The sequence below is a fragment of the Mesorhizobium sp. LSHC412B00 genome (assembly GCF_000503035.1).
Lineage (GTDB): Bacteria > Pseudomonadota > Alphaproteobacteria > Rhizobiales > Rhizobiaceae > Mesorhizobium.
Window position 1 is genome coordinate 24,251 of the sequence record NZ_AYWB01000024.1, and the last position, 18,100, is coordinate 42,350.

Consider the following 18,100-nt stretch of genomic DNA (forward strand, 5'->3'; position numbering starts at 1 on the left):
TTGACGCAACTTACTCAACATCTTTCCGATTGCAAGAACCTTTGATGACATTAGATCACTATTGACGTAAGTCGCTCGCATCTGCGATACACATCAACATCCCACGACGGGTATCCGAAGCTGCGATGCTGGCGGAGCTGATAGAGGAAATGCGCCATGGCGACCTATGCGGATGCGCAGGAAATGGCTGCCTTGCGGGCGCTTTCGGCCAGCATCGGGCGCAATCCAAACCTGACCCAGGCCGCCGGCGGCAACACCTCGCTGAAAGCCGGCGACACGCTGTGGATCAAGGCTTCCGGCACATGGCTGAAGGATGCGCTCTCCGAAGACATCATGGTCCCGGTGGCGATGGCGCCGCTGCTCAGGGCTGTCGAACAGCGCGACAGCGCCGCCGACCAGCCGCAGATCTTCGCCATCGAGACGCTCAACGCCCGGCGCCTGCGCCCTTCGATTGAAACCACCGTTCACGCTTTGATGCCGCAGCGCGTCGTCCTGCATGTCCATTGCGTCGAGACCATTTCGCTGGCGGTACAGGCCGATTGCGAGGTGGAAGCCGCCAGACGCCTTGATGGTCTCAAATGGGCGTATGTTCCTTATTTCCGGCCAGGCCTGCCGCTTGCCCAGGGTATTGCCGAGCGGCTTCGGGCTGGGGTCGACGTGCTGATCCTTGCCAATCACGGACTGGTCGTCGCGGCCGATACCGTCGCCGAGGCCGAAGTGCTGCTGCGCCGCGTCACGCTGCTTCTGGCGCGGCCGGCGCGCCAAGTGGCGGAACCGGATGTTGCGGGATTGGCGGCGCTGGCCGGGAAAACCGGTTACAGGCTGCCGGCGGAAATCGAGGCGCACGCGGTCGCCATCGATCCCGAAAGCCGCCGCATGGCGTCCGGGGGCAGCCTCTACCCCGATCACGTCATCTTTCTGGGTCGGGGGTCGGTGGTGGCAAAGCCCGGTGAGGATGTGCCGCGCGTCATCGAGCGGTGCGGTACAAAGCCCGTGGCGATCCTGTTTCCCGGGCTGGGCGTGCTGATGCGCGGCGATGCCAGTGCGGGCGCCGACGCCATGCAACGCTGCCTTGCCGACGTGACGGCACGCATCGACATTGCAGCGCGGCTGAACTACCTCACCGCCGCCGAGAACGATGAACTGGTCAACTGGGACGCCGAGAAGTATCGCCAGAAACTCAATGCCGCCAGCCGCTGACACGCCGCTTGCCATAGGCATCGACATCGGCACGTCCGGCGCGCGCGCGGTCGCCATGCGTCCGGATTTTTCCATTGCCGCGCGTTCCGCCGTTTCGCTCGAGTTGTTTGGCCGGAATGCCCGCGACCCTGCAGTGTGGTGGTCAGCGGTCGGCGCAGCGCTGGCGGAACTGCTTTCGGGCATCGACCGAACAGCGGTCCGGTCGATCGCTGTTGACGGCACTTCAGGTACGTTGCTGCCGGTCGACGGCGCCGGGCGGCCGCTGGCCGAGCCGCTGATGTACAACGATACGGTCGCCGACAACGCCATTCTGGTCGCGATCGCTCGCGAAGCCCCAGCGACCAGTGCCGCACTTGGGGCGACGTCCGGTCTCGCCAAGGCGCTCTGGTTCCAGCGCACGCCCGGTGTTGCCGCGGTGCTGCATCAGGCGGACTGGATCGCGGGACAATTCTCCGGTCGCTTCGATGTCAGCGACGAGAACAATGCCTTGAAAACCGGTTACGACATCACGGCCCGCTGCTGGCCGGACTGGATTGCGGCCACCGAAATGCGCATGGAGTTGCTGCCCGGTATCGCCAGGCCGGGCGATGTCGTCGGCAAGCTCACCGCGGATGCCGCGGATATGTTCGGCTTACCGCGCGAAATCGCCGTCGTCGCCGGAACGACCGATGGCTGCGCCTCGTTCCTGGCGACAGGTGCCGCGGCAATAGGCGACGGCGTCACCGCGCTGGGGTCGTCGTTGACCGTCAAGATCCTGTCCGACCGGCCTATCTCGGCGCCACGCTTCGGCATCTACAGCCATCGGCTTGGAGATGTCTGGCTGGCGGGCGGCGCATCGAACTCCGGCGGCAAGGTGCTGACACAGCATTTCCCTCTGGCGCGCATCGTCGAGCTGAGCATGGCGATCGACCCGATGACCGAGACCGGCCTCGACTACTATCCTCTTGCCACTGCAGGCGAACGCTTTCCGATCGCCGATCCAGCACTGCCGCCGCGTCTTGTGCCGCGACCGGTGGAGGACGCCGACTATCTGAAAGCCATGTTGGAGGGTATCGCCGCGATCGAGGCGCTCGGCTATGACAGGCTCGCAGAGCTCGGCGCGCCGCGGCTGACGTCGGTCAGAAGCGTCGGCGGCGGTGCGGCGAATGCCGCCTGGACGGCGATCCGGCAGCGCAGACTTGGTGTTGATTTCCTGCCGGCGCTTTCGCACGAAGCCGCCGCCGGCACGGCGCGGCTGGCGCTGATGGGCGCAAGCCTGGCGGGGCTTCTATGAGCGCGAAAACAGTCGAACACCTCAACGGAATCAGTCACCTGGCCGAGCGCTATGATGTTTTCCTGCTCGATCAGTTCGGCGTGCTGCATGACGGCGCCAGCCCCTATCCAGGGGCGGTGGAAGCACTATCGACGCTGAAGCGCGCCGGCAAGACCATTGTGCTGATCTCGAACTCCGGCAAGCGGGCGGGGCCCAACGAGAGCCGGCTGCTAAAGCTCGGCTTCGAACCGGGAAGCTGGGACCATTTTGTTTCTTCCGGCGAGGTCGCGTGGGAGTTCTTCCACGACATGGGGATATCCGGAAGGCTACTTCCAAACACGAAATGCCTGTTGATAAGCCGCGACGATGACCGCTCGGCGATCGAAGGTCTGCCGTTCGCATTGACTAAGGACGGTGACGATGCCGGGCTGGTGCTGATTTCGGCCAGCGAGGGCGACCGCTACGATCTTGAGCACTATCGCCGGCTTCTTGCGCCGGCTGCGGTGCGGCAGGTGCCATGCTTCTGCACCAACCCTGACAAGATCATGCTGACGGCAGTGGGGCCGCGCTTCGGCGCCGGCCGGCTGGCGGATCTCTACGAGGACCTCGGTGGTAGCGTCACGCGTATCGGCAAGCCTTACCCCACTATATTCGGCGCTGCGCTAGCGGTGGCAGGCAATCCAGACCGCAGCACTGTGGTCTGCGTCGGCGACAGCGTCGAACACGACATCGCCGGCGGACTTGCTGCCGGCGTGGCCACGGTGCTGGTTCTGTCAGGAATATTGGCGGACACACCTGACCTGTTCGACCTGTTCGACACGATGGACGCCTACCCGGATTACACCATGGATGGCTTCAGGTTTCGCTGATTTGATTAACCCGGCAGCGCTCGCGCCCGAATCCGGCCTCAACGCCTCGTGGCCACGAGCATTGGCCGGCTGGCTCAAGACTGCCGAACAGCGCGGATCCAGTCGAGCCGCGCGGCTGGAATGAGGCCGTAATTGTAGAAATTGACGCCGTCCACACCGGGCGCCAGCGCCGGCTTCACCTTGGCCGCGAGGATGTCGGGGCGGGCCATTTCCGGATAGAACAGCCGGTAGCCGGCGCCGAGGAATTTGTCCGCGCCCAGTGCCGCACGGCCGGCCGCCATCAGGCTGGCGACATCGCCGGCCTGCATGTCGTAGGCGCACAGGATCGCCCCGTCGCAGACCTTGCCCAGCGCTGCCAGATCGCAACCGCCAAGCCAGCCGTCTTTCAGATCGATAATGACGACCCGCGTCGTGGGATCGGCTACCTCGCGCAGTTCGGCGACCAGGCTGGTCACTGGCTCGAATCGCCACAAGAGATAGGCATGGAACTCCGGCCACGGCGCAAAGGCGTCGAGGCCGCAGGCGGGGAAATCGGGAAAGCGCCGCTCAGGCACCGCACGCTCGCAGGTCTCGACGATCCACTGCCTGGTGAGCTTGCGCGCCGCCTCGGCATCGATGCCGGCTTTTGCCGCACGGGCGACGCAGGACGGACAGAAGCACAGAGACAAAAGAAAATCGTCTTCCGGCGTCAGCCCGACACCGTCCTTCTCGTGATGGTATTCATGGGCAAAGCCCATGAAGGACGGGCTTTCAAGTTCTATCCGGTCCGGCCGATAGCTGTGCGAGATGTCGGCGATCAGCGCGCGGACATAGGCGCGCGCATCGGGATGGGACGGGCAGAGATTGTAGTAGTTGGCATCGCCGAAGGCGTTGCGGGTGACGGCCTGCGGATGCAGCATGCCCAGGCGGGTGTTGTGCAGGCAGACCGTCCAGCACGAAACGCCTAGCCCGCCCGCGTCGCGACGGCGGATGAGCTGACCGAGCACGTCGCCGCCCTCGGTGATCACGTCAGCCACCTTGGGTTGGATGGCTAGACTTCCCCAGCGCGCAGCGGTCGGCTTGAAATAGATGGTGCCGTCCTCAGGGAAATAGGCCTTGCGGCGCGGACTGCGCGGCTGCAGGAAGCGCCCGGCATGATAGGATGTCGCCAGGCTGATCATGTTGAGCCCGGCGCGCCCGACAAGATCACGTTCGACCGTCTCCAGGCCGAGATCCTGGATGTCCCAGGGATAGGTCCACATGGACAGTTGCTGCATGGAATATCCTCTGCCTTTGGCTCAGCCGTCGACCGGCTCTGCGACTTGCATTAGGCAGTCGCCCGCCTCACACATCGTGTGCAGCCGGCGCGACAGCACCAAGCCGCTTTCGGCGAAATGTAGGGCCTCCTCGGCAAGATCGAGCCGCTCGAGATCGTGGTACCAGCCGGCCAATTGTCCTGAAGTGACACTGTCGCCGAGCCTGGCGGCGGGCTCGAACCAGCCGCGGCGGGTGGCATAGAGGCCCTGGCTGTGCCTGGACAGGGACAGCAGCCTTGTCGGCGCCGAAGGCTTTTCGCCAGCGCCAAGAACCGGCGCGCCGACCACACCCATTGCTATCATCAGACGGTCGAGTGCGCGGGCCGTGATCGCCATCGAATCGACCGTTGCGGTGCCACCGCCGCCGAACTCACCGCTGACGCCGACGGCGCCGGCGCGGCGCGCTGCGCCCATCGAGGTTGGCGAGGCCTGGCCGTTGTCAGCGATAAAGCCGTAGGGCATGCCGAGCGTGCGCATCAGCTCGACGCCGCGCCGGTGGCGCTCGGGATCGGCGTTGCGTTCGACCAGCGCGGTCGGCAGATGCTCCATCGACGTGCCGCCCGAATGGATATCGAAGACGACGTCGTGACGGGGGAACAGCTCCGTCTCAAGGAAATTGGCGAGCCGGCTTGTCGGCGTTCCCGAGGGGTCGCCGGGAAAGGCCCGGTTGAGATTGCCGCCGTCGAGTGGCGAGCAGCGCTTGGAGGCCATCACCGCAGGGGCGTTGGCCATCGGCATGATGGTGATGCGGCCCTTGATCCGCTTCGGATCGAGCCGGCGCGCCAGTTTTGCCAGCGACAGCTCGCCCTCGTATTCGTCGCCGTGATTGCCGGCCATCAAAAGCAGTGACGGGCCGTCGCCATTGCGGATGAGGCAGATCGGCACCTTGACCTGAAAGTAGGGCGAGCGATCGATCGAGAACGGAATGCTTAGATGGCTGAGCGTCTTGCCGTCGCGGTCGAAATCGAGCGTGTGGGCGAGGCCGGTGTGCATGGTCAGACCGCCGCGACCGCGGTGATTTCGATGCGCAGATCAGGGTCGGCAAGCCGCGCCTCGACGCAGGCCCGCGCCGGCAGGCGGGCAGGATCGATCCAGGCATCGTAGATGCTGTTCATGGCCTCGAAATCACCGATCTGCGGCAGGAAGATGTTGACCGCCACCAACTTCGACTTGCTGCTGCCGGCCTCGACCAGCAGCGCCTCGACTTTGGCAAGCACGTCGCTGGTCTGGCCTTCGATGCCGGCCTTGCGATCGTTGGCCACCTGGCCGGCTATGTGAACGAGGCCGCCATAGACGACTGCCTGCGACATGCGCGAGCCGGACTGAAAATACTTGATCATATCGGATCCTTTCGAGGTTCTCTTTTTCGGGGATCTGGTCAGCCGAACCAGGTGGGGAAAGCGTGGCGGACGTGGCCGGTCGCGTCGACCCCGAAGATCACACGATAACGGTCGAGGCAGGTGCAGGGGTGCGAGATGCCGAATTCGATGACGTCGCCGACGGCGATGTCGTCGCTCGGCGCAATCGACAGGAAGGCATGCTGGTCGTTGAGCTTGACCACCTCGGCGCGCGCGATGGGCATCGGCGACGGCTTCCCGGCGCGGAAGACCGTGAGCAGCGTTGGAAATCCCTGGTCGAACGACACGTCGCGCATCCCCATGCCGCAGATGACGAGGCCGGGCTCAGGCCGCGACAGCACTTCGGCCCACAGGCGTAGCGCAGGGCGAAAGGAATGCCGCGCCGAAGCGCTGATGCCGCCTATGGCAAAACCCTTGCGGGCATCGAGGGCGCCGAGCGAACGGTCATAGGTGCCGTGGTCGTGGAAGAAGATGGCGCCACTGCGCAGCACCAGCGTTGCGTTGCCGTCGCTGAAAACCACCGGCGAAAGTGCTTCAACCACTCTGTCGAAGAAGGCGGAGCCGCCGGCTGTGACGATCATCGGTGCGTCGCCGCCGACGCGGGCACGCAGCCGCAGGAACATGTCGGCGGTCATTGCCAGCAGGCCGGATATCACCTCATCGGTGCGACCGGGCTCGGGTTGCGCCGCCGCCCCTTCATAGGTCGTAACGCCGGCGATCAGCAGCCGCCCGCCGGCAGCCGTGATCGCATCGGCGATGGCCTCGGCTTGCGCGGTGGTGCGGGCGCCCGCCCTGCCCGCACCAAGTTCGACCAGCACATGCAAAGGCGGCAGTGCCGCATTGGCGCGCCAAGCCTCGGAAAGCGCGTTCACGGCGTCGACCGAGTCGGCAAAGACATAGAGCTCGGCATCCGGCCAGGCACCAGCAAGCACGGCCAGCCGGTTGGCGCCGCCGGCTCCGCCAACCTCATTGGCGATGATCAGCCGTGTCAAGCCGGCCTTCAGCATCACTGTCGCTTGCCTGATGTCGGCGACCGTCGTGCCCCATGCGCCGGCCTCGACCAGCGACCGGGCAAGGTCGGGCGCCATCGGCGTCTTGGCATGCGGAGCGATCTCAACATTGTGTTCGCGCGCATAGCGCAGGAACAGGTCGCGATTGGCGGAGAAGGCCGCCTCGTCGAGGGTCAGCACCGGAAGCGCCATGCGTCCATCGGCGGGATGCCAGTGCTCGGCCGCGACAAGGCTGCTGTCAAGCCCGGTTGTGCCGGGAGGCACGCCGCGGATGCGGTCGTCGAGCTGAAAATTTTCGTGCACCGAAAGGGCTGGAACCGGTGAGTTTTCAGTCATCCGATGCTAACCCTTTCACCGTCGCAGAACGAAGCCAGAATCGATCGCCGGTCACAGCCTGAGTGAGATACGTGCCAGAACCTTACGCCGGACCGATCATCGACGCCCATCATCATCTTTGGGATCTCAGCCTGGGACGGCATCCCTGGCTCGGCGCCACGGCCGGCGAGCGCGGCGGCCTGGGCGAGCTTGGCCCCTTGCGGCGGAACTATCTGCCCGGGGATTATGCGCGCGATGCCATAGGGCATAATGTCGTCGCCACCCTCCATGTCGAAGCCGGCTGGGCGAGTGGCGACTGCATCGGAGAAACGCGCTGGCTTGAAGCACTCGACAAATCGCGCGGCGTCGCCGCCCGCTATGTCGTTCACGTGCCGCTCGCCGATCGCCAGGCGCCTGCGCTGATCGAAGCGCAAGCCGCGTTCGAGCGTGTCGCCGGCGTGCGCGACATATTGAGCTGGGATCCCGACCCTGCCCGCCGTTTTGCGGCCCGTGACGGCATCATGGACGATCCGGCCTGGCGCGCCGGGCTTGCCTTGCTTGGCCAGCATCGGCTGGCCTTCGACCTGATGGTGTTTCCGCGCCAGCTCGCCGGCGCGGCTCGCCTTGCGGCTGCCTTCCCCGATCAGCAATTCGTGCTCAACCATTGCGGCAGTCCGATCGACCGCGACGCCGACGGCATGCAGAGATGGCGCGACGGGCTGCGGCTTCTGTCGCAATGCGACAACGTCGCCATCAAAATATCGGATCTGGTCGCCTACGATCATGACTGGACGCTCGACAGCCTGAAGCCCGTCGTCCTGCATTGCATCGATTGTTTCGGCACCGGTCGCGCCATGTTCGGCAGCGACTTTCCGGTCGCCGGCCTGCATGCCTCGTTCGATGACATATATGACGGCTTCAAAACCATCACAGCGGACTTTTCCGCCGACGAGCAGACGGCGCTGTTCTTCGGCAACGCAAGGCGCATCTATCGGCTCGACGATGTGTCATCGGCGCGCCTGCTCCCGGCCTGAGAGCAGCAGCAGGCCGAGGATCAGCGAGCCGAACAGGATGCTGCGCCAGCCGGGCGATGCGTTGACGACGGTGATCAGCGCGGTGATGGTGACCAGCAGGATGGCGCCGGGGATGGTGCCGGCATAGGTGCCAAGCCCGCCGAGGATCGAGGTGCCTCCGAGGACCACAGCGGCAATCGAGGCGAGCAGATAGGGATCGCCGATGCCGACATAGCCCTGTCCGTTCATGCCCAACACGAGCACGCCGGCAAGTCCCGAGCAGAAGCCGCTGATGCCGTAGACCGCAAGCGTCGTGGACGTGACCGGAACACCGGACAATGCCGCGGCAAGTGGGTTGGCGCCCATGGCGAAAATCCGGGCGCCGAGCGATGTCGCATGCATCGTGGTCAGCACGATCACCGAGACGACCACCCACAACAATACGCCAGCGGGAATGCCGGCCGGCCGGCCATTGCCGAGCCAGTGGACCAGCGGGTTCTCGGCGGTCACGGCGCTGCCGCCGGCGATGATGATCAACAGACCCTGCAAGAATGTCGCCATGGCCAATGTCATGATCATCGGGTGGACGCGCAGCAAAGCGACGCCGAGCCCGTTGACCAGGCCGATTGCCGTGGTCAGCACCAGAACGGCAAGAATGGCGGTGATGCCGGTCGGATCCACCTGCCACGACAGCAGCGGCAGGCTGACGGCGCTGACCGTGACGATGGCCGCGACGGAAAGGTCGATGCCGCCGGCGATCACCACAAAAGTCTGGCCCGCGGCAACCAGGCCGATGACGGCGCCGAGCTCCACCAGATAGCGCAGATGGCCATAAGCGCCGAAGCCGCGCGAAACGAAGCTCGCCACGATCCAGACCGCGGCAACGATGGCAACGGTGAGAAACGGCCGGCTGCGCAGGACCGTCAGGGCGCGTTTGCCGCCCGCGCTGTCATTCCATGCTGTCATTGCTGTGCCTTGCGGAATTGCGGGATGGCGACCGCGCCGATGATGATCAGGCCCTGGGCCACATATTGTGCGACCGGCGTGAAGCCGAGGAAGAACATGACGCTGATCATCAGGCTGAGCAGCAGGCTGCCGGCAAGCGCGCCGCGCATCGTGCCCTGGCCGCCGAGGAAGCCGATGCCGCCGAGCACCGCAGCGGCAATCGAGTTCAGGGTAAAGGCGGCGCCGATGACCGGGTCGCCCGAACCGGTCTGTGCGGCGACGAACAAGCCGGCGCCAGTGGAGAGCAGACCGCTGATCGCATAGGCCGCAATGCGCGCGCCGTCGACCGGCACGCCGGAGCGATAGGCGCCGACCGGATTCTCGCCGGCGGCATAGAGGCTCAAGCCAAGCGGCGTGGCGAGATAGAGCTTCCACAGGAGAATGATGACCACCAGCAGCACGAATGCCGCCGGTGTGTTGCCGGCAAGCAGGTCGGACAGCCACGCCGGGATTGCGCCGCCGGGCCGCGGCAGGATCAGCAGTGCGGCGCCGCCGATGATGAACGACCCGGCAAGCGTCACCACGATCGCCGGCAGGCGAAGCCGTACCACGATGAAGCCGGTCGCCGCCCCGATGCCGAGGCCCGTCAGCGCCACTGCGGCAGTGCCCCCGGCGACGCCCAGCGGCCCGGCCATCGTCGTCGCGGCGATGACCGCGCCCAAGCTGACCGTCGCGCCGATGGCTAGGCTGATGCCGCCGGTGAGCATCAGGATCGCCTGCGCCATCGCGACCAGAGCCAATGGAAACCAGCTCTGCGTGAATTTGGCGAAGCCGGACGCCGTGAACAGACCCGGAAAGAGGACGCCATAGGCGATGAGAAACACCAGGACGACGACAAACAGGCTGCGCACGCCGACATTGCGACGCAGCTGCACCGGCCAGTAGAGCGCATCGGTCAGCCGGGCGGAGGAAGATCCGTTCATGCCGCAACCTTCCGCTGTTCGGCGCCCATCGCGGCGGAGACGATGGCTTCCTCGCTCAGCGCCCTACGCGCCAGCATGGCGACGATGCGGCCTTCGCGGACGATGGCTACACGGTCGCAAAGGTGCACGAGTTCGGGCGTGTCGGAACTGAGCAGCACGACCGCCTTGCCGGCGGCGGCGAAATTGCGAAGCATCATGTAGATCTCACGTTTTGTTTCGACGTCGACGCCGCGCGTCGGATCGTTGAGCAGAAGCACCAGCGGGTCGTGCGGCATCCATTTCGCCAGCGCCACCTTCTGCTGGTTGCCGCCCGATAGAGCCTGCGCCGCCCGGCCGAGGTGACCCTTGATGCCGAGTTGGGCGGCAAGGCTTTTGGCCGTCTCGCCCTCTGCGCGGCGGCTGCGCAGCTTCAGCGCCGGCAGCCTGGCAAAGGCGGGCAGCATCATGTTGGTGATGATGGGATGGATCAGGTGCAGGCCCTCGCGCTTGCGATCCGCGGGCACATAGGCCAGCCCCAGCGCGTTGGCTTTCGGCACGCCGCCGGGCAGGCCGGAGGCGCCGTTGACGGTCGCCGACGCCGTCCGTGCCGGAATGGCGCCGTAGAGACCGAGCAGCAGATCTTCCTGCCCTTGCCCGACCAGGCCGCCAATGCCAAGCACTTCGCCCGTTTTGATATCCAGATCGACGTCGCGCATCAGGCCGGCCGAAAGATTTCGGACAGAGATAGCGTCGGCAGGCAAACTGGAAGGCTGCCATTGCGGAAAAAGATCACCGGGATCGCGGCCGACCATCAGCCGAACCAACCCGGCGGCGTCGGTGCCTTCCAGGGTGCGGTCGGCCGTGCAGGTGCCGTCCTTCAGAACGGTGACGTGCTGGCACAGCGCCATGACTTCGTTCAGTCGGTGCGAGATGTAGAGAATGGCGATGCCTTCGCCGCGCAACCGCTGCAGCAGATCGGTGAGAATTTTGGTTTCGGTTGCCGATAGCGACGATGTCGGTTCGTCGAGAATGAGCACGCGCGGCCGGCGGTAGAGCGCCTTGGCGATCTCCACCATTTGGCGGCGGCCGAGCGACAGATGCCCGACCGGCGTCGACAGCGGCTCGTGCAGCCCGACAAGTTCGCATGCGGTCCTCGCCCGCGCAGCGAGTTCGCGGTAGTCAATCAGGCCGAACCGTTTGGGATAGGCGCCGAGACCAATATTTTCGGCGATGGAAAGACTGGCCGTCAGGCTGAGTTCCTGCTGGACGACGGCGATGCCGGCCTGCCGCGCAACAGCCGGCGTCATGCGTGAGACCGCGCGTCCATCGACCTCGATCGTCCCGCCATCCGGTCTCAAGGCGCCGGACAAAAGGTTGATCAAGGTCGACTTTCCGGCGCCGTTCTCGCCGAGCAGCGCATGCACGCGGCCCGGCTGGAGAGCGATTGAAACGTCGCGCAGGACGGGGTTGCCGAAGAAGGACTTCGACACACCCCGCGCCGCGAGCAGCGGAGCCATGGTTGTCAACGCTACAACCCTTCAGGCTTATTTCTGAGCCAGCAGCTTCTTGAACAGCTCCTCATCGTAAGGAGAAAAGATGTAGCCGTCAGCCGGGAAGTCCTTGGCCCGGGCGAGGTATTCGTCGATGTTGGAATTGTCGATTACCGGCAGCGGAATCTTGACGAAAGCCGGGACATCCTTGCCTTCCAGCGCCTGGACGGCAGTGTAGGTGGCGAAGGCGCCGAGCCAGTTCGGCTGCATCGTCGCCCAGCTCTTCAAGCCCTTTTCTTTCCAGAGTTCCAAAAACTGCCGGGCGTTCTCACCGGTGATCGGCACCTGTTCACGGCCCTGCTTGTCGAGGGCCAGCACGGCGCCTGCCGACAGAGCGCCGCCGAGCGACAGGATGCCGTCGATCTCGGGGTTGGCGAAGAGGAGGCTGGTGACGGCTTCCTGTGCCGGCGCGACGTTGTAGGGCGTGTTGGTCTCGGCAAGCACCGTCACGTCGGGATGGGCCTTGAGCTCAGCGTCGGCGCCTTTGCGCCTGTCATCGCTGACCGAAACCCCGGCCGGGCCGTTGAGGATGAGAATCTTGCCCTTGCCGCCGATAGCGTCGATCAGGAACTTGGCCGCCTGGTCGCCCCACTGCGAAGAATCGGTATTGACCTTGGCGGTGACCTTGTCGGTATCGACGAGGCTGTCGAAGTTGATGATGGCGATGCCCTTGGCGCAGGCATCGGCCAGAACGCGTGCAGGTGCGGTCGACGAACCGGCGATCAGGATGATGGCGTCGACATCGGAATCGATCATCGACTGGATCTGCTGGATCTGGACGTTGGCATCGCCCTGAGCGTCGGTGACGACGAGCTTGTCAACCAGTCCCTGCTTCTTCAGGCTCTCGACTTCGGCTTCGATCGTGCCCTGGGTCTGCTTCATCCAGGTCGGCACGGAATAGATGTTGGCCCAGCCGATCGTGTACGGCGCCTTGCGGTCGCCCTTGATGCAGTTGGCGGCGGCATTGGCTGCCGAGCCGGCGCCAAAGCTCAGCACGAGACCGAGGCAAAGCGCGCTGGCGGATGCGAAAAACGGTGATTTCATCATGACTGTTCCCTTCAGAGGTTGTGGCCTCGACGTGCAGAACAAGGGCGAGGAAACCCGTCGGTCGCCGGGTCCTGGAAACCGTGTGTCCCCTCGGGATTTCTCTGCGTCAGGCTCGTTAATTTGTCTGGTATTTCAGACAACGTGTCTGTATATCGGACAAATTGGATGCTAGACCGAGCCTTGACATCTTTCAAGGGCCTTGAGACGAGAACCGAAATGATTTTGGCGGATGGTCATGAGCGACGGCACTAACGATGCGATCGGGAAGGAAGCCGGCGCGGAGCCGCGCAATGGCGAACGACGACGCGGCATTGACCGCGTCATCATGCTGCTCGAGGCTTTGCTGCGGCACCGCGCGCCAATGCGCGTCGGCGACATCGCCAAGATGATCGGCGCGCCGCGTTCGACCACCTACGAGATCGTCAACAGCCTGCTCGACGCCGAAATGCTCGAAAACGTCGGCGGTGAAGGTTACGTCTATTTCGGACGCGCCATGCATCTGTTCGGCTGGGCCTACTCACATCACAACGCCCATTACCGTCGCATCATCGAGACCTTGGATAAGTTGGCCGCCGAGACAGGCGAGACGGTCCAGCTATGCGGCCTGCGTGGCAACAAATACGTCGTTCTTGACTGCCGAGATTCGCCGGGCCCGTTCCGGATCTCAAGCGATGTCGGGGTCGAGGTGCCGATCCCATGGACGGCATCCGGGCGGCTGCTCCTTGGCCATATGAACGAGCAAGAGTTGAGGGACTTCATCCCATCTGGCGACTACAAGCTTCCCGACGGCCGCATCATTGCACCAGCCGAATTCTTTGCCGATGTTGCCTTGGCCCACCGGCAGGGTTTCAGCGAGACCACAGCCCTGGCCGACCGTTTCACCTGGTGCATGGCGGCCCCGATCCGTGACGGCCACGGAGTCATCAAAAGGACCTTGTGTTTGGTGTTACCCGTCGACACGCCGGAGCCACGGCGCGACGAACTGCTTGCGTTGCTGCGCGAGCGCGCCCGTGGACTGTCTCTGGCGGGAGGCTGACGATCAGCCGTCGTGCCCTCTGGTTGGAGCCTCTTAAAGGCACATGGATTCCGCTCTTCCCCATTGGTTCCATTTAGGTTCGGGACCTTAGTCCCATAGTCGGTGGATAAGGTCCGAACCAGGGAACACGCAACCGGAAGCCACATTAGGAGAAGACCGTCGATCAAAGTCCCTTCATCGCCGGTTGAGGATCCCGCCGCTCTTACTGTCGAGAGCGCGGCGGGATCCTTACGCGCGGAGCGAGCACATGAGATTTGTCGAGATTTTCACAGATGTGCTTACGGCCCTGCTTCTCGCTTTATTCGTGTGCGGGATATTCGCTGTTTTCGGAGGCCATCTGGTTCCTCCACGCTACGCAAAGATGGTGTTGCTGCCGCACCTCGATAAGATGACGACTGCATCATCTACACCCAGCTTGCCCGATTCCATCGACTTGCAAGTTCAAAAGCGCCCAGAGGTGCAAAGGTCTGCCGGCGTGACACAGCGCGCAGTCGGTCTGGAGCCGCCAGTGCCATCCAGCAAGCGGTAAGAATCAGCGGAGGTTTTGTGGCTCCCCAGCTATCAGAGAGCGCCGGCGATTATTGACAGACCCGGCTCTTGAAATTGGCTGAAATCGCCGCTCCACATTTCCGCATCTGTTTGAATTGTGTTTATCAACTAGTGCGAACGCTATGGCGAAGCAGGTTGAGCTGGCGGCGTTCCTGGCTGATCCCCGCCAGTGCTTGATCGCGGCGTGGGATCCTTGTCGAGCTTGGGATTTCGGTCCACCGGTTCGCCATTCACATCATCGGCCTTGGAGTTTGCAGGGTCCGTTTGGCCAGGATTTGGGCTGTAAGTATCTGGCGATGGAACCCGGCTGTTTTGCTGTGTCGCCGGTGTCTTAGCCTGCTCGCCATAGATTTCAGCGATCCCCCAGGCAACGAGCGCCAAGACAAGGCCTGCCAAGAGCACGCCAAGGACCGGTCGCCCCAAGCCACCCTGCCTGGCCCGCTTTTCCGGAATGTTTCTGCTCATGATCGCAACCTTGGGCTAAGAGGAGTGGCCCGCGCTCCAGGAGCGAAGACGCGGGCAGTCAAGAGCTCCGGATGTTGGCCATGCGGCGAACAGGGAACTCGCTGCACATACCGAACTCGCTGGCGCTGTTGATGTTCCCACGGAATCCAAACAGCGCGCCGCCGGGAGCCGGACTGGCAATTTGGGTTGGAGTGGCTGGAACGAGCCAGCTCAAGGTCAACGAGCGGCGGTGTGCGTAAGCGGGCATTGCGAGCCAGACTGGAACTTTGCCGAATCTGCCGCGTTGCCGACCATGGCCGACTACAACGAGACCACCAATCCGGTGCTGACCGGTTGCAAGGCTCGCGTTGCCACCAGGGACATCTGTTTGAAGGCTATCTGAATTTGCTCCTCGTTGTTGGCGATTCCGCCCGATGGAACATCCTGATCCGCTCGCGGTTGGGGAAGCCCGGGCCAGCGGCAGGAGCATCATCATGAACGTCGAACGTAACCCGGCCGAAGACAGAGGCGATATTCAGTCTGGGGTGACAGAGGACAAGACGCCGGGATTCGACCCGGCGGCGGCGCCTATGGAAACCGATGCCGAAGCAGCAGACACCTGCGCCGTGCCGGTTCCCGCAGCGACGGGCACGCCGGCTTTCGCTAATCAAGCAAGCTTCGCCAATGCGATGCGGCGGCCGGACGACGAGCGCGCCCCGGCCCCGAGTAAAAACGGCCCGGTGCTGGCCATTGTCGCGCTTGTCGTCGTTGCCGCCGTCGTGTTCGTTGTCGCCGCGATTCTGGCGCGATAGCAGATCCTGCGCTTGCGCCAAACCTCTGCCCTGCGAAGCGATCAGGGATGCGGTGGTGGCAGCAGGCGATCAGCGGCTGGAAAAACAAGCTGCAGGTTGCAGCGGCGCATGGCACGCCGGCCGGCACCCTGACGAGCAGCATTGCGGCATGGCCGAACCCGGCTCGGCCGCCAAGGGTTGAGGCAGGATGCTCGTTCGAAGCGGGAACATTTCACATCAAGCCAAGTTCGGGCTCGCAGAGCTTGTCGTCAAGGAACAGCACATGGAGGCCCTCACATGGCACGGCAAAGGCGACATACGTTGCGAACAGGTGGCCGATCCGACGATCCAGGATGAACGCGACATCGCTGCAGAAAGTTCGGAACGGCGATATCGACCCGTCATTCGTGATCACCCATCGGGCTGGCCCCAAGGCCGGGCCCGCACTTTACAAAACCTTCCGCGACAAGGAGGACGGCTGCATCAAAGTCGTGATGCGCCCGCACGGCTGACCGTTCTGTCCAATGGCCCGACTTTGTTGTCCGGCCGTCTGCATGCTGAAAAGGCGAGAGTTGAAAATGGCCAAGGACAAACCCGCATCGACAAACCCGGCCGCCACACCTTCGGTCAGATCGCCTGAGGCCGCCGGCCTGCCACATCCCCGTCGCGATGCTGAAGACAGCGATTCCGGCGCCAAGCCGACGGCGCCCAAGACCGCTGGCGCCCAGGAAGCGTCCAGATCGCCACTCGACAGCCGCGTTGCAAATCGCAATGCCGGCCGTCCTCGTCAGGCAGGCACGACGCCTCGGCCGACCGACGAACCGCTGGAGTAAAATGAAACCTTAGATGCGGCGCGGGTATCTGCACCGCGGTGTGTGTGCAGTCAGGGTCTTCCTGCCCTGCCGACAGCGCCATACAGGTCTTGGTCTCCCGTGGATCGCCGGGATCGGCAATCAAGACTTTAGCGGGAAATTCGATGGTACCGTTGGCTGGATCGGCTTCGGCTCTACAGGATTGTATTCGTAACGGTGGGCAATTTGTATCACAATAGGTATCGCAACGCGTAACACATTTTCTGCTACTTCATGGTACATAACCACACGCGGTTGAAGCCGGCGCTACGATGCCGCTTCTCGGCGCTTTCATCAATTGATCTGCCAAGTCGCTGGCGGCGATCGGATCGTCTGGCGCCGCAATGGGGAATTGCTCGGCAACCCACCTGTCCAAAAACTTCAGTCCGGGAACACTCAACCCGTCAGTCCCGCGTAGTGATGGCATCGAGTATCTTACTACCCACGCAGCTTGGCGTGTCCACGAACCTCCTGGCCACCGGCGCGACGCAATGGCTCCTCGTGTATGAAGGCCTAGTAGGTCGAAACGTTAACTGCCGCCGCAGCCTTAGCACCGTCGTGACGAGGGCAAGGGTGCGAGCGAGCAGTCCCATTCCCAAACCAAGGAATCCATCCCATGGCCCGAATTCCGGATCGTACAGTTGGCCGTCGCCGCAACCTGTGTACTCAAGCCCCTGCCCCTTTTGCCCGGTGCAGATCGCTTGCCCAGTACCAGGGGCGAGCGGCTCGCGTACGAGCAGTTACCAAATTCGACACGTTGTTGCTACAATCCCGCGCAAAAACGTTTCAGCCGTTCCATGCCGCTCTCAATCACGGAGTCGGCACCACCCCACCAAGGTTGGAGGCAGTCTAAGCTCGTGACCTAGGCCGCGATCTGGCTCTTGCCAAAGCTGTTTCGAACATCCCTCGCGGGTGATAAGCGCGACGGCCGGCGCGATGCGGCTTGCATGGCTGTCGGTGATTCCCGAGCGCGTGGATGCCTGCACCGTGGCGACCTATCAGCAGCCAGTAGTGCATCTCACGAATAAGCTGGTTCTGCTGCAGGACTGGGATTGACACTGGACGATCGAGTAGTTTCATCAAACGCAATGCCAAAACCAGGGCGCCCGGACCAATCACATTGCCGAGAAAGAATCACGCTGTCCGGGAATAAAAAGCCGCTTGCCCTGGTCCTCCATGCATGAGCTGCTGATTGACCTTGAAGGGACGCCGCACTGCAAACCCACATATTGCCGAGCACGACGGTATCGGTCGACGCGTTCCAGGACCTCTGGAAGGCGATAGGTCGGCCGCCTGCGGCCGGCTGGCTCACCTGTCTGCCGAAGGTGCTGCCGCGGTCGGGATCGGGAAAGCTCAGGTGCCGCGCATGCGAAATGGGTCGTGAATTCGGCAATGCTTGTGCTCGAGAAGCATCCATCTGGATGCATGTTTGCGGTCCAGTGCGTGATTGACACCGATGCGACGTTTGCCCTCACATTCAACGCAGTTGGCGACCCGGGATGTTTCCTCTGGGTTCGATCGCAACGCAGAACCATTCTCGCCCCATGAGCACTCAAGGCGAGGCGCATGTGACGGTGTACCGATGCTGAGCAGCAATGCGCGAGCCGACCGCT

16 protein-coding genes and 1 pseudogene are annotated in these 18,100 nt (G+C 63.6%); 8 read left to right on the forward strand and 9 right to left on the reverse strand.

All coding sequences use genetic code 11. The features are described from left to right. The first annotated feature begins 156 nt into the window (after nt 1-156). From X757_RS138275 to X757_RS138265, 3 genes are read left to right on the forward strand one after another with little or no spacing between them, the layout of a single operon-like run. Nucleotides 157-1,200: a class II aldolase/adducin family protein gene (locus X757_RS138275; RefSeq protein WP_023727725.1), complete on the forward strand. Its 1,044-nt coding sequence runs from the start codon at nt 157-159 to the stop codon at nt 1,198-1,200. After that, the gene (locus X757_RS138270; protein WP_031193245.1) at nt 1,184-2,473 is read left to right on the forward strand and encodes an FGGY-family carbohydrate kinase; all 1,290 of its coding nucleotides are present in this window, start codon (nt 1,184-1,186) and stop codon (nt 2,471-2,473) included. The genes X757_RS138275 and X757_RS138270 overlap by 17 nt, the downstream gene beginning before the upstream one ends. After that, on the forward strand, nt 2,470-3,321 hold the full coding sequence (locus tag X757_RS138265) for a TIGR01459 family HAD-type hydrolase (RefSeq protein WP_023727727.1): 852 nt from the start codon (nt 2,470-2,472) through the stop codon (nt 3,319-3,321). Before X757_RS138270 ends, X757_RS138265 begins: the two co-directional genes overlap by 4 nt. A 74-nt stretch (nt 3,322-3,395) precedes the next feature. On the opposite strand, the gene X757_RS138260 is transcribed toward X757_RS138265, so the two are convergent. Genes X757_RS138260 through X757_RS138245 form a run of 4 tightly spaced genes read right to left on the reverse strand, consistent with a single transcriptional unit; the run spans nt 3,396 to nt 7,320 of the window. Further along, nucleotides 3,396-4,577: a hypothetical protein gene (locus X757_RS138260; RefSeq protein WP_031251638.1), complete on the reverse strand. Its 1,182-nt coding sequence runs from the start codon at nt 4,575-4,577 to the stop codon at nt 3,396-3,398. 21 nt (nt 4,578-4,598) lie between these two features. Beyond that, a complete protein-coding gene (locus X757_RS138255) occupies nt 4,599-5,609 on the reverse strand; it encodes a succinylglutamate desuccinylase/aspartoacylase family protein (RefSeq protein ID WP_023727729.1) in 1,011 nt (336 codons plus the stop codon). A gap of 2 nt (nt 5,610-5,611) precedes the next feature. After that, nucleotides 5,612-5,956 carry a RidA family protein gene (locus X757_RS138250; protein WP_023670576.1) on the reverse strand — a complete coding sequence of 115 codons (345 nt, stop codon included), beginning with the start codon at nt 5,954-5,956 and terminating at the stop codon, nt 5,612-5,614. A 38-nt stretch (nt 5,957-5,994) separates the two neighbouring features. Then, nucleotides 5,995-7,320, reverse strand: coding sequence for an alanine racemase (locus tag X757_RS138245; RefSeq protein ID WP_031251639.1), 1,326 nt, complete (start codon nt 7,318-7,320; stop codon nt 5,995-5,997). Between the two features lie 71 nt (nt 7,321-7,391). Here X757_RS138245 and X757_RS138240 point away from each other — a divergent pair, with 71 nt between their 5' ends. Then, nucleotides 7,392-8,333 carry an amidohydrolase gene (locus X757_RS138240; protein ID WP_023701281.1) on the forward strand — a complete coding sequence of 314 codons (942 nt, stop codon included), beginning with the start codon at nt 7,392-7,394 and terminating at the stop codon, nt 8,331-8,333. Here X757_RS138240 and X757_RS138235 read toward each other — a convergent pair. Genes X757_RS138235 through X757_RS138220 form a run of 4 tightly spaced genes read right to left on the reverse strand, consistent with a single transcriptional unit; the run spans nt 8,307 to nt 12,816 of the window. Then, nucleotides 8,307-9,278, reverse strand: coding sequence for an ABC transporter permease (locus tag X757_RS138235; RefSeq protein ID WP_023748645.1), 972 nt, complete (start codon nt 9,276-9,278; stop codon nt 8,307-8,309). The two genes, X757_RS138240 and X757_RS138235, sit on opposite strands and share 27 nt — an antisense overlap. Next, nucleotides 9,275-10,240, reverse strand: coding sequence for an ABC transporter permease (locus X757_RS138230; RefSeq protein WP_023727731.1), 966 nt, complete (start codon nt 10,238-10,240; stop codon nt 9,275-9,277). Before X757_RS138230 ends, X757_RS138235 begins: the two co-directional genes overlap by 4 nt. Then, on the reverse strand, nt 10,237-11,736 hold the full coding sequence (locus tag X757_RS138225) for a sugar ABC transporter ATP-binding protein (RefSeq protein ID WP_198024433.1): 1,500 nt from the start codon (nt 11,734-11,736) through the stop codon (nt 10,237-10,239). Before X757_RS138225 ends, X757_RS138230 begins: the two co-directional genes overlap by 4 nt. Before the next feature lie 27 nt (nt 11,737-11,763). Further along, nucleotides 11,764-12,816: an ABC transporter substrate-binding protein gene (locus tag X757_RS138220; RefSeq protein ID WP_031209427.1), complete on the reverse strand. Its 1,053-nt coding sequence runs from the start codon at nt 12,814-12,816 to the stop codon at nt 11,764-11,766. Nucleotides 12,817-13,051: 235 nt separating this feature from the next. Here X757_RS138220 and X757_RS138215 point away from each other — a divergent pair, with 235 nt between their 5' ends. The 4 genes and pseudogenes from X757_RS138215 to X757_RS1000000169845 all read left to right on the forward strand — a co-directional run bounded on the left by X757_RS138215 (nt 13,052) and on the right by X757_RS1000000169845 (nt 16,469). Continuing rightward, nucleotides 13,052-13,852, forward strand: a complete 801-nt coding sequence (locus tag X757_RS138215; RefSeq protein WP_023670582.1) for an IclR family transcriptional regulator — start codon at nt 13,052-13,054, stop codon at nt 13,850-13,852. Nucleotides 13,853-15,339: 1,487 nt separating this feature from the next. Further along, entirely contained in the window at nt 15,340-15,657 is a 318-nt protein-coding gene (locus X757_RS138205; protein ID WP_031195897.1) for a hypothetical protein, read from the forward strand. A gap of 362 nt (nt 15,658-16,019) precedes the next feature. After that, nucleotides 16,020-16,148: pseudogene (locus X757_RS1000000169210) on the forward strand (glutathione-dependent formaldehyde dehydrogenase); the annotation flags it as partial. A 66-nt stretch (nt 16,149-16,214) separates the two neighbouring features. After that, entirely contained in the window at nt 16,215-16,469 is a 255-nt protein-coding gene (locus X757_RS1000000169845) for a hypothetical protein (RefSeq protein ID WP_023727734.1), read from the forward strand. Between the two features lie 867 nt (nt 16,470-17,336). Here X757_RS1000000169845 and X757_RS1000000169215 read toward each other — a convergent pair. After that, nucleotides 17,337-17,567 (reverse strand): hypothetical protein, encoded by a 231-nt coding sequence (locus X757_RS1000000169215; RefSeq protein ID WP_373432864.1) that lies wholly within the window; start codon nt 17,565-17,567, stop codon nt 17,337-17,339. Nucleotides 17,568-18,100: the final 533 nt, after the last annotated feature.

What these genes read in the sequence shown, in the direction of transcription:
- X757_RS138275 (WP_023727725.1), top strand. Translation starts at nt 157, where the DNA reads ATGGCGACCTATGCGGATGCGCAGGAAATGGCTGCCTTGCGGGCGCTT.
- X757_RS138270 (WP_031193245.1), top strand. Translation starts at nt 1,184, where the DNA reads ATGCCGCCAGCCGCTGACACGCCGCTTGCCATAGGCATCGACATCGGC.
- X757_RS138265 (WP_023727727.1), top strand. Translation starts at nt 2,470, where the DNA reads ATGAGCGCGAAAACAGTCGAACACCTCAACGGAATCAGTCACCTGGCC.
- X757_RS138235 (WP_023748645.1), bottom strand. Translation starts at nt 9,278, where the DNA reads ATGACAGCATGGAATGACAGCGCGGGCGGCAAACGCGCCCTGACGGTC.
- X757_RS138255 (WP_023727729.1), bottom strand. Translation starts at nt 5,609, where the DNA reads ATGCACACCGGCCTCGCCCACACGCTCGATTTCGACCGCGACGGCAAG.
- X757_RS138230 (WP_023727731.1), bottom strand. Translation starts at nt 10,240, where the DNA reads ATGAACGGATCTTCCTCCGCCCGGCTGACCGATGCGCTCTACTGGCCG.
- X757_RS138260 (WP_031251638.1), bottom strand. Translation starts at nt 4,577, where the DNA reads ATGCAGCAACTGTCCATGTGGACCTATCCCTGGGACATCCAGGATCTC.
- X757_RS1000000169845 (WP_023727734.1), top strand. Translation starts at nt 16,215, where the DNA reads ATGGCCAAGGACAAACCCGCATCGACAAACCCGGCCGCCACACCTTCG.
- X757_RS138220 (WP_031209427.1), bottom strand. Translation starts at nt 12,816, where the DNA reads ATGATGAAATCACCGTTTTTCGCATCCGCCAGCGCGCTTTGCCTCGGT.
- X757_RS1000000169215 (WP_373432864.1), bottom strand. Translation starts at nt 17,567, where the DNA reads ATGAAACTACTCGATCGTCCAGTGTCAATCCCAGTCCTGCAGCAGAAC.
- X757_RS138250 (WP_023670576.1), bottom strand. Translation starts at nt 5,956, where the DNA reads ATGATCAAGTATTTTCAGTCCGGCTCGCGCATGTCGCAGGCAGTCGTC.
- X757_RS138215 (WP_023670582.1), top strand. Translation starts at nt 13,052, where the DNA reads ATGAGCGACGGCACTAACGATGCGATCGGGAAGGAAGCCGGCGCGGAG.
- X757_RS138245 (WP_031251639.1), bottom strand. Translation starts at nt 7,320, where the DNA reads ATGACTGAAAACTCACCGGTTCCAGCCCTTTCGGTGCACGAAAATTTT.
- X757_RS138205 (WP_031195897.1), top strand. Translation starts at nt 15,340, where the DNA reads ATGAACGTCGAACGTAACCCGGCCGAAGACAGAGGCGATATTCAGTCT.
- X757_RS138225 (WP_198024433.1), bottom strand. Translation starts at nt 11,736, where the DNA reads ATGGCTCCGCTGCTCGCGGCGCGGGGTGTGTCGAAGTCCTTCTTCGGC.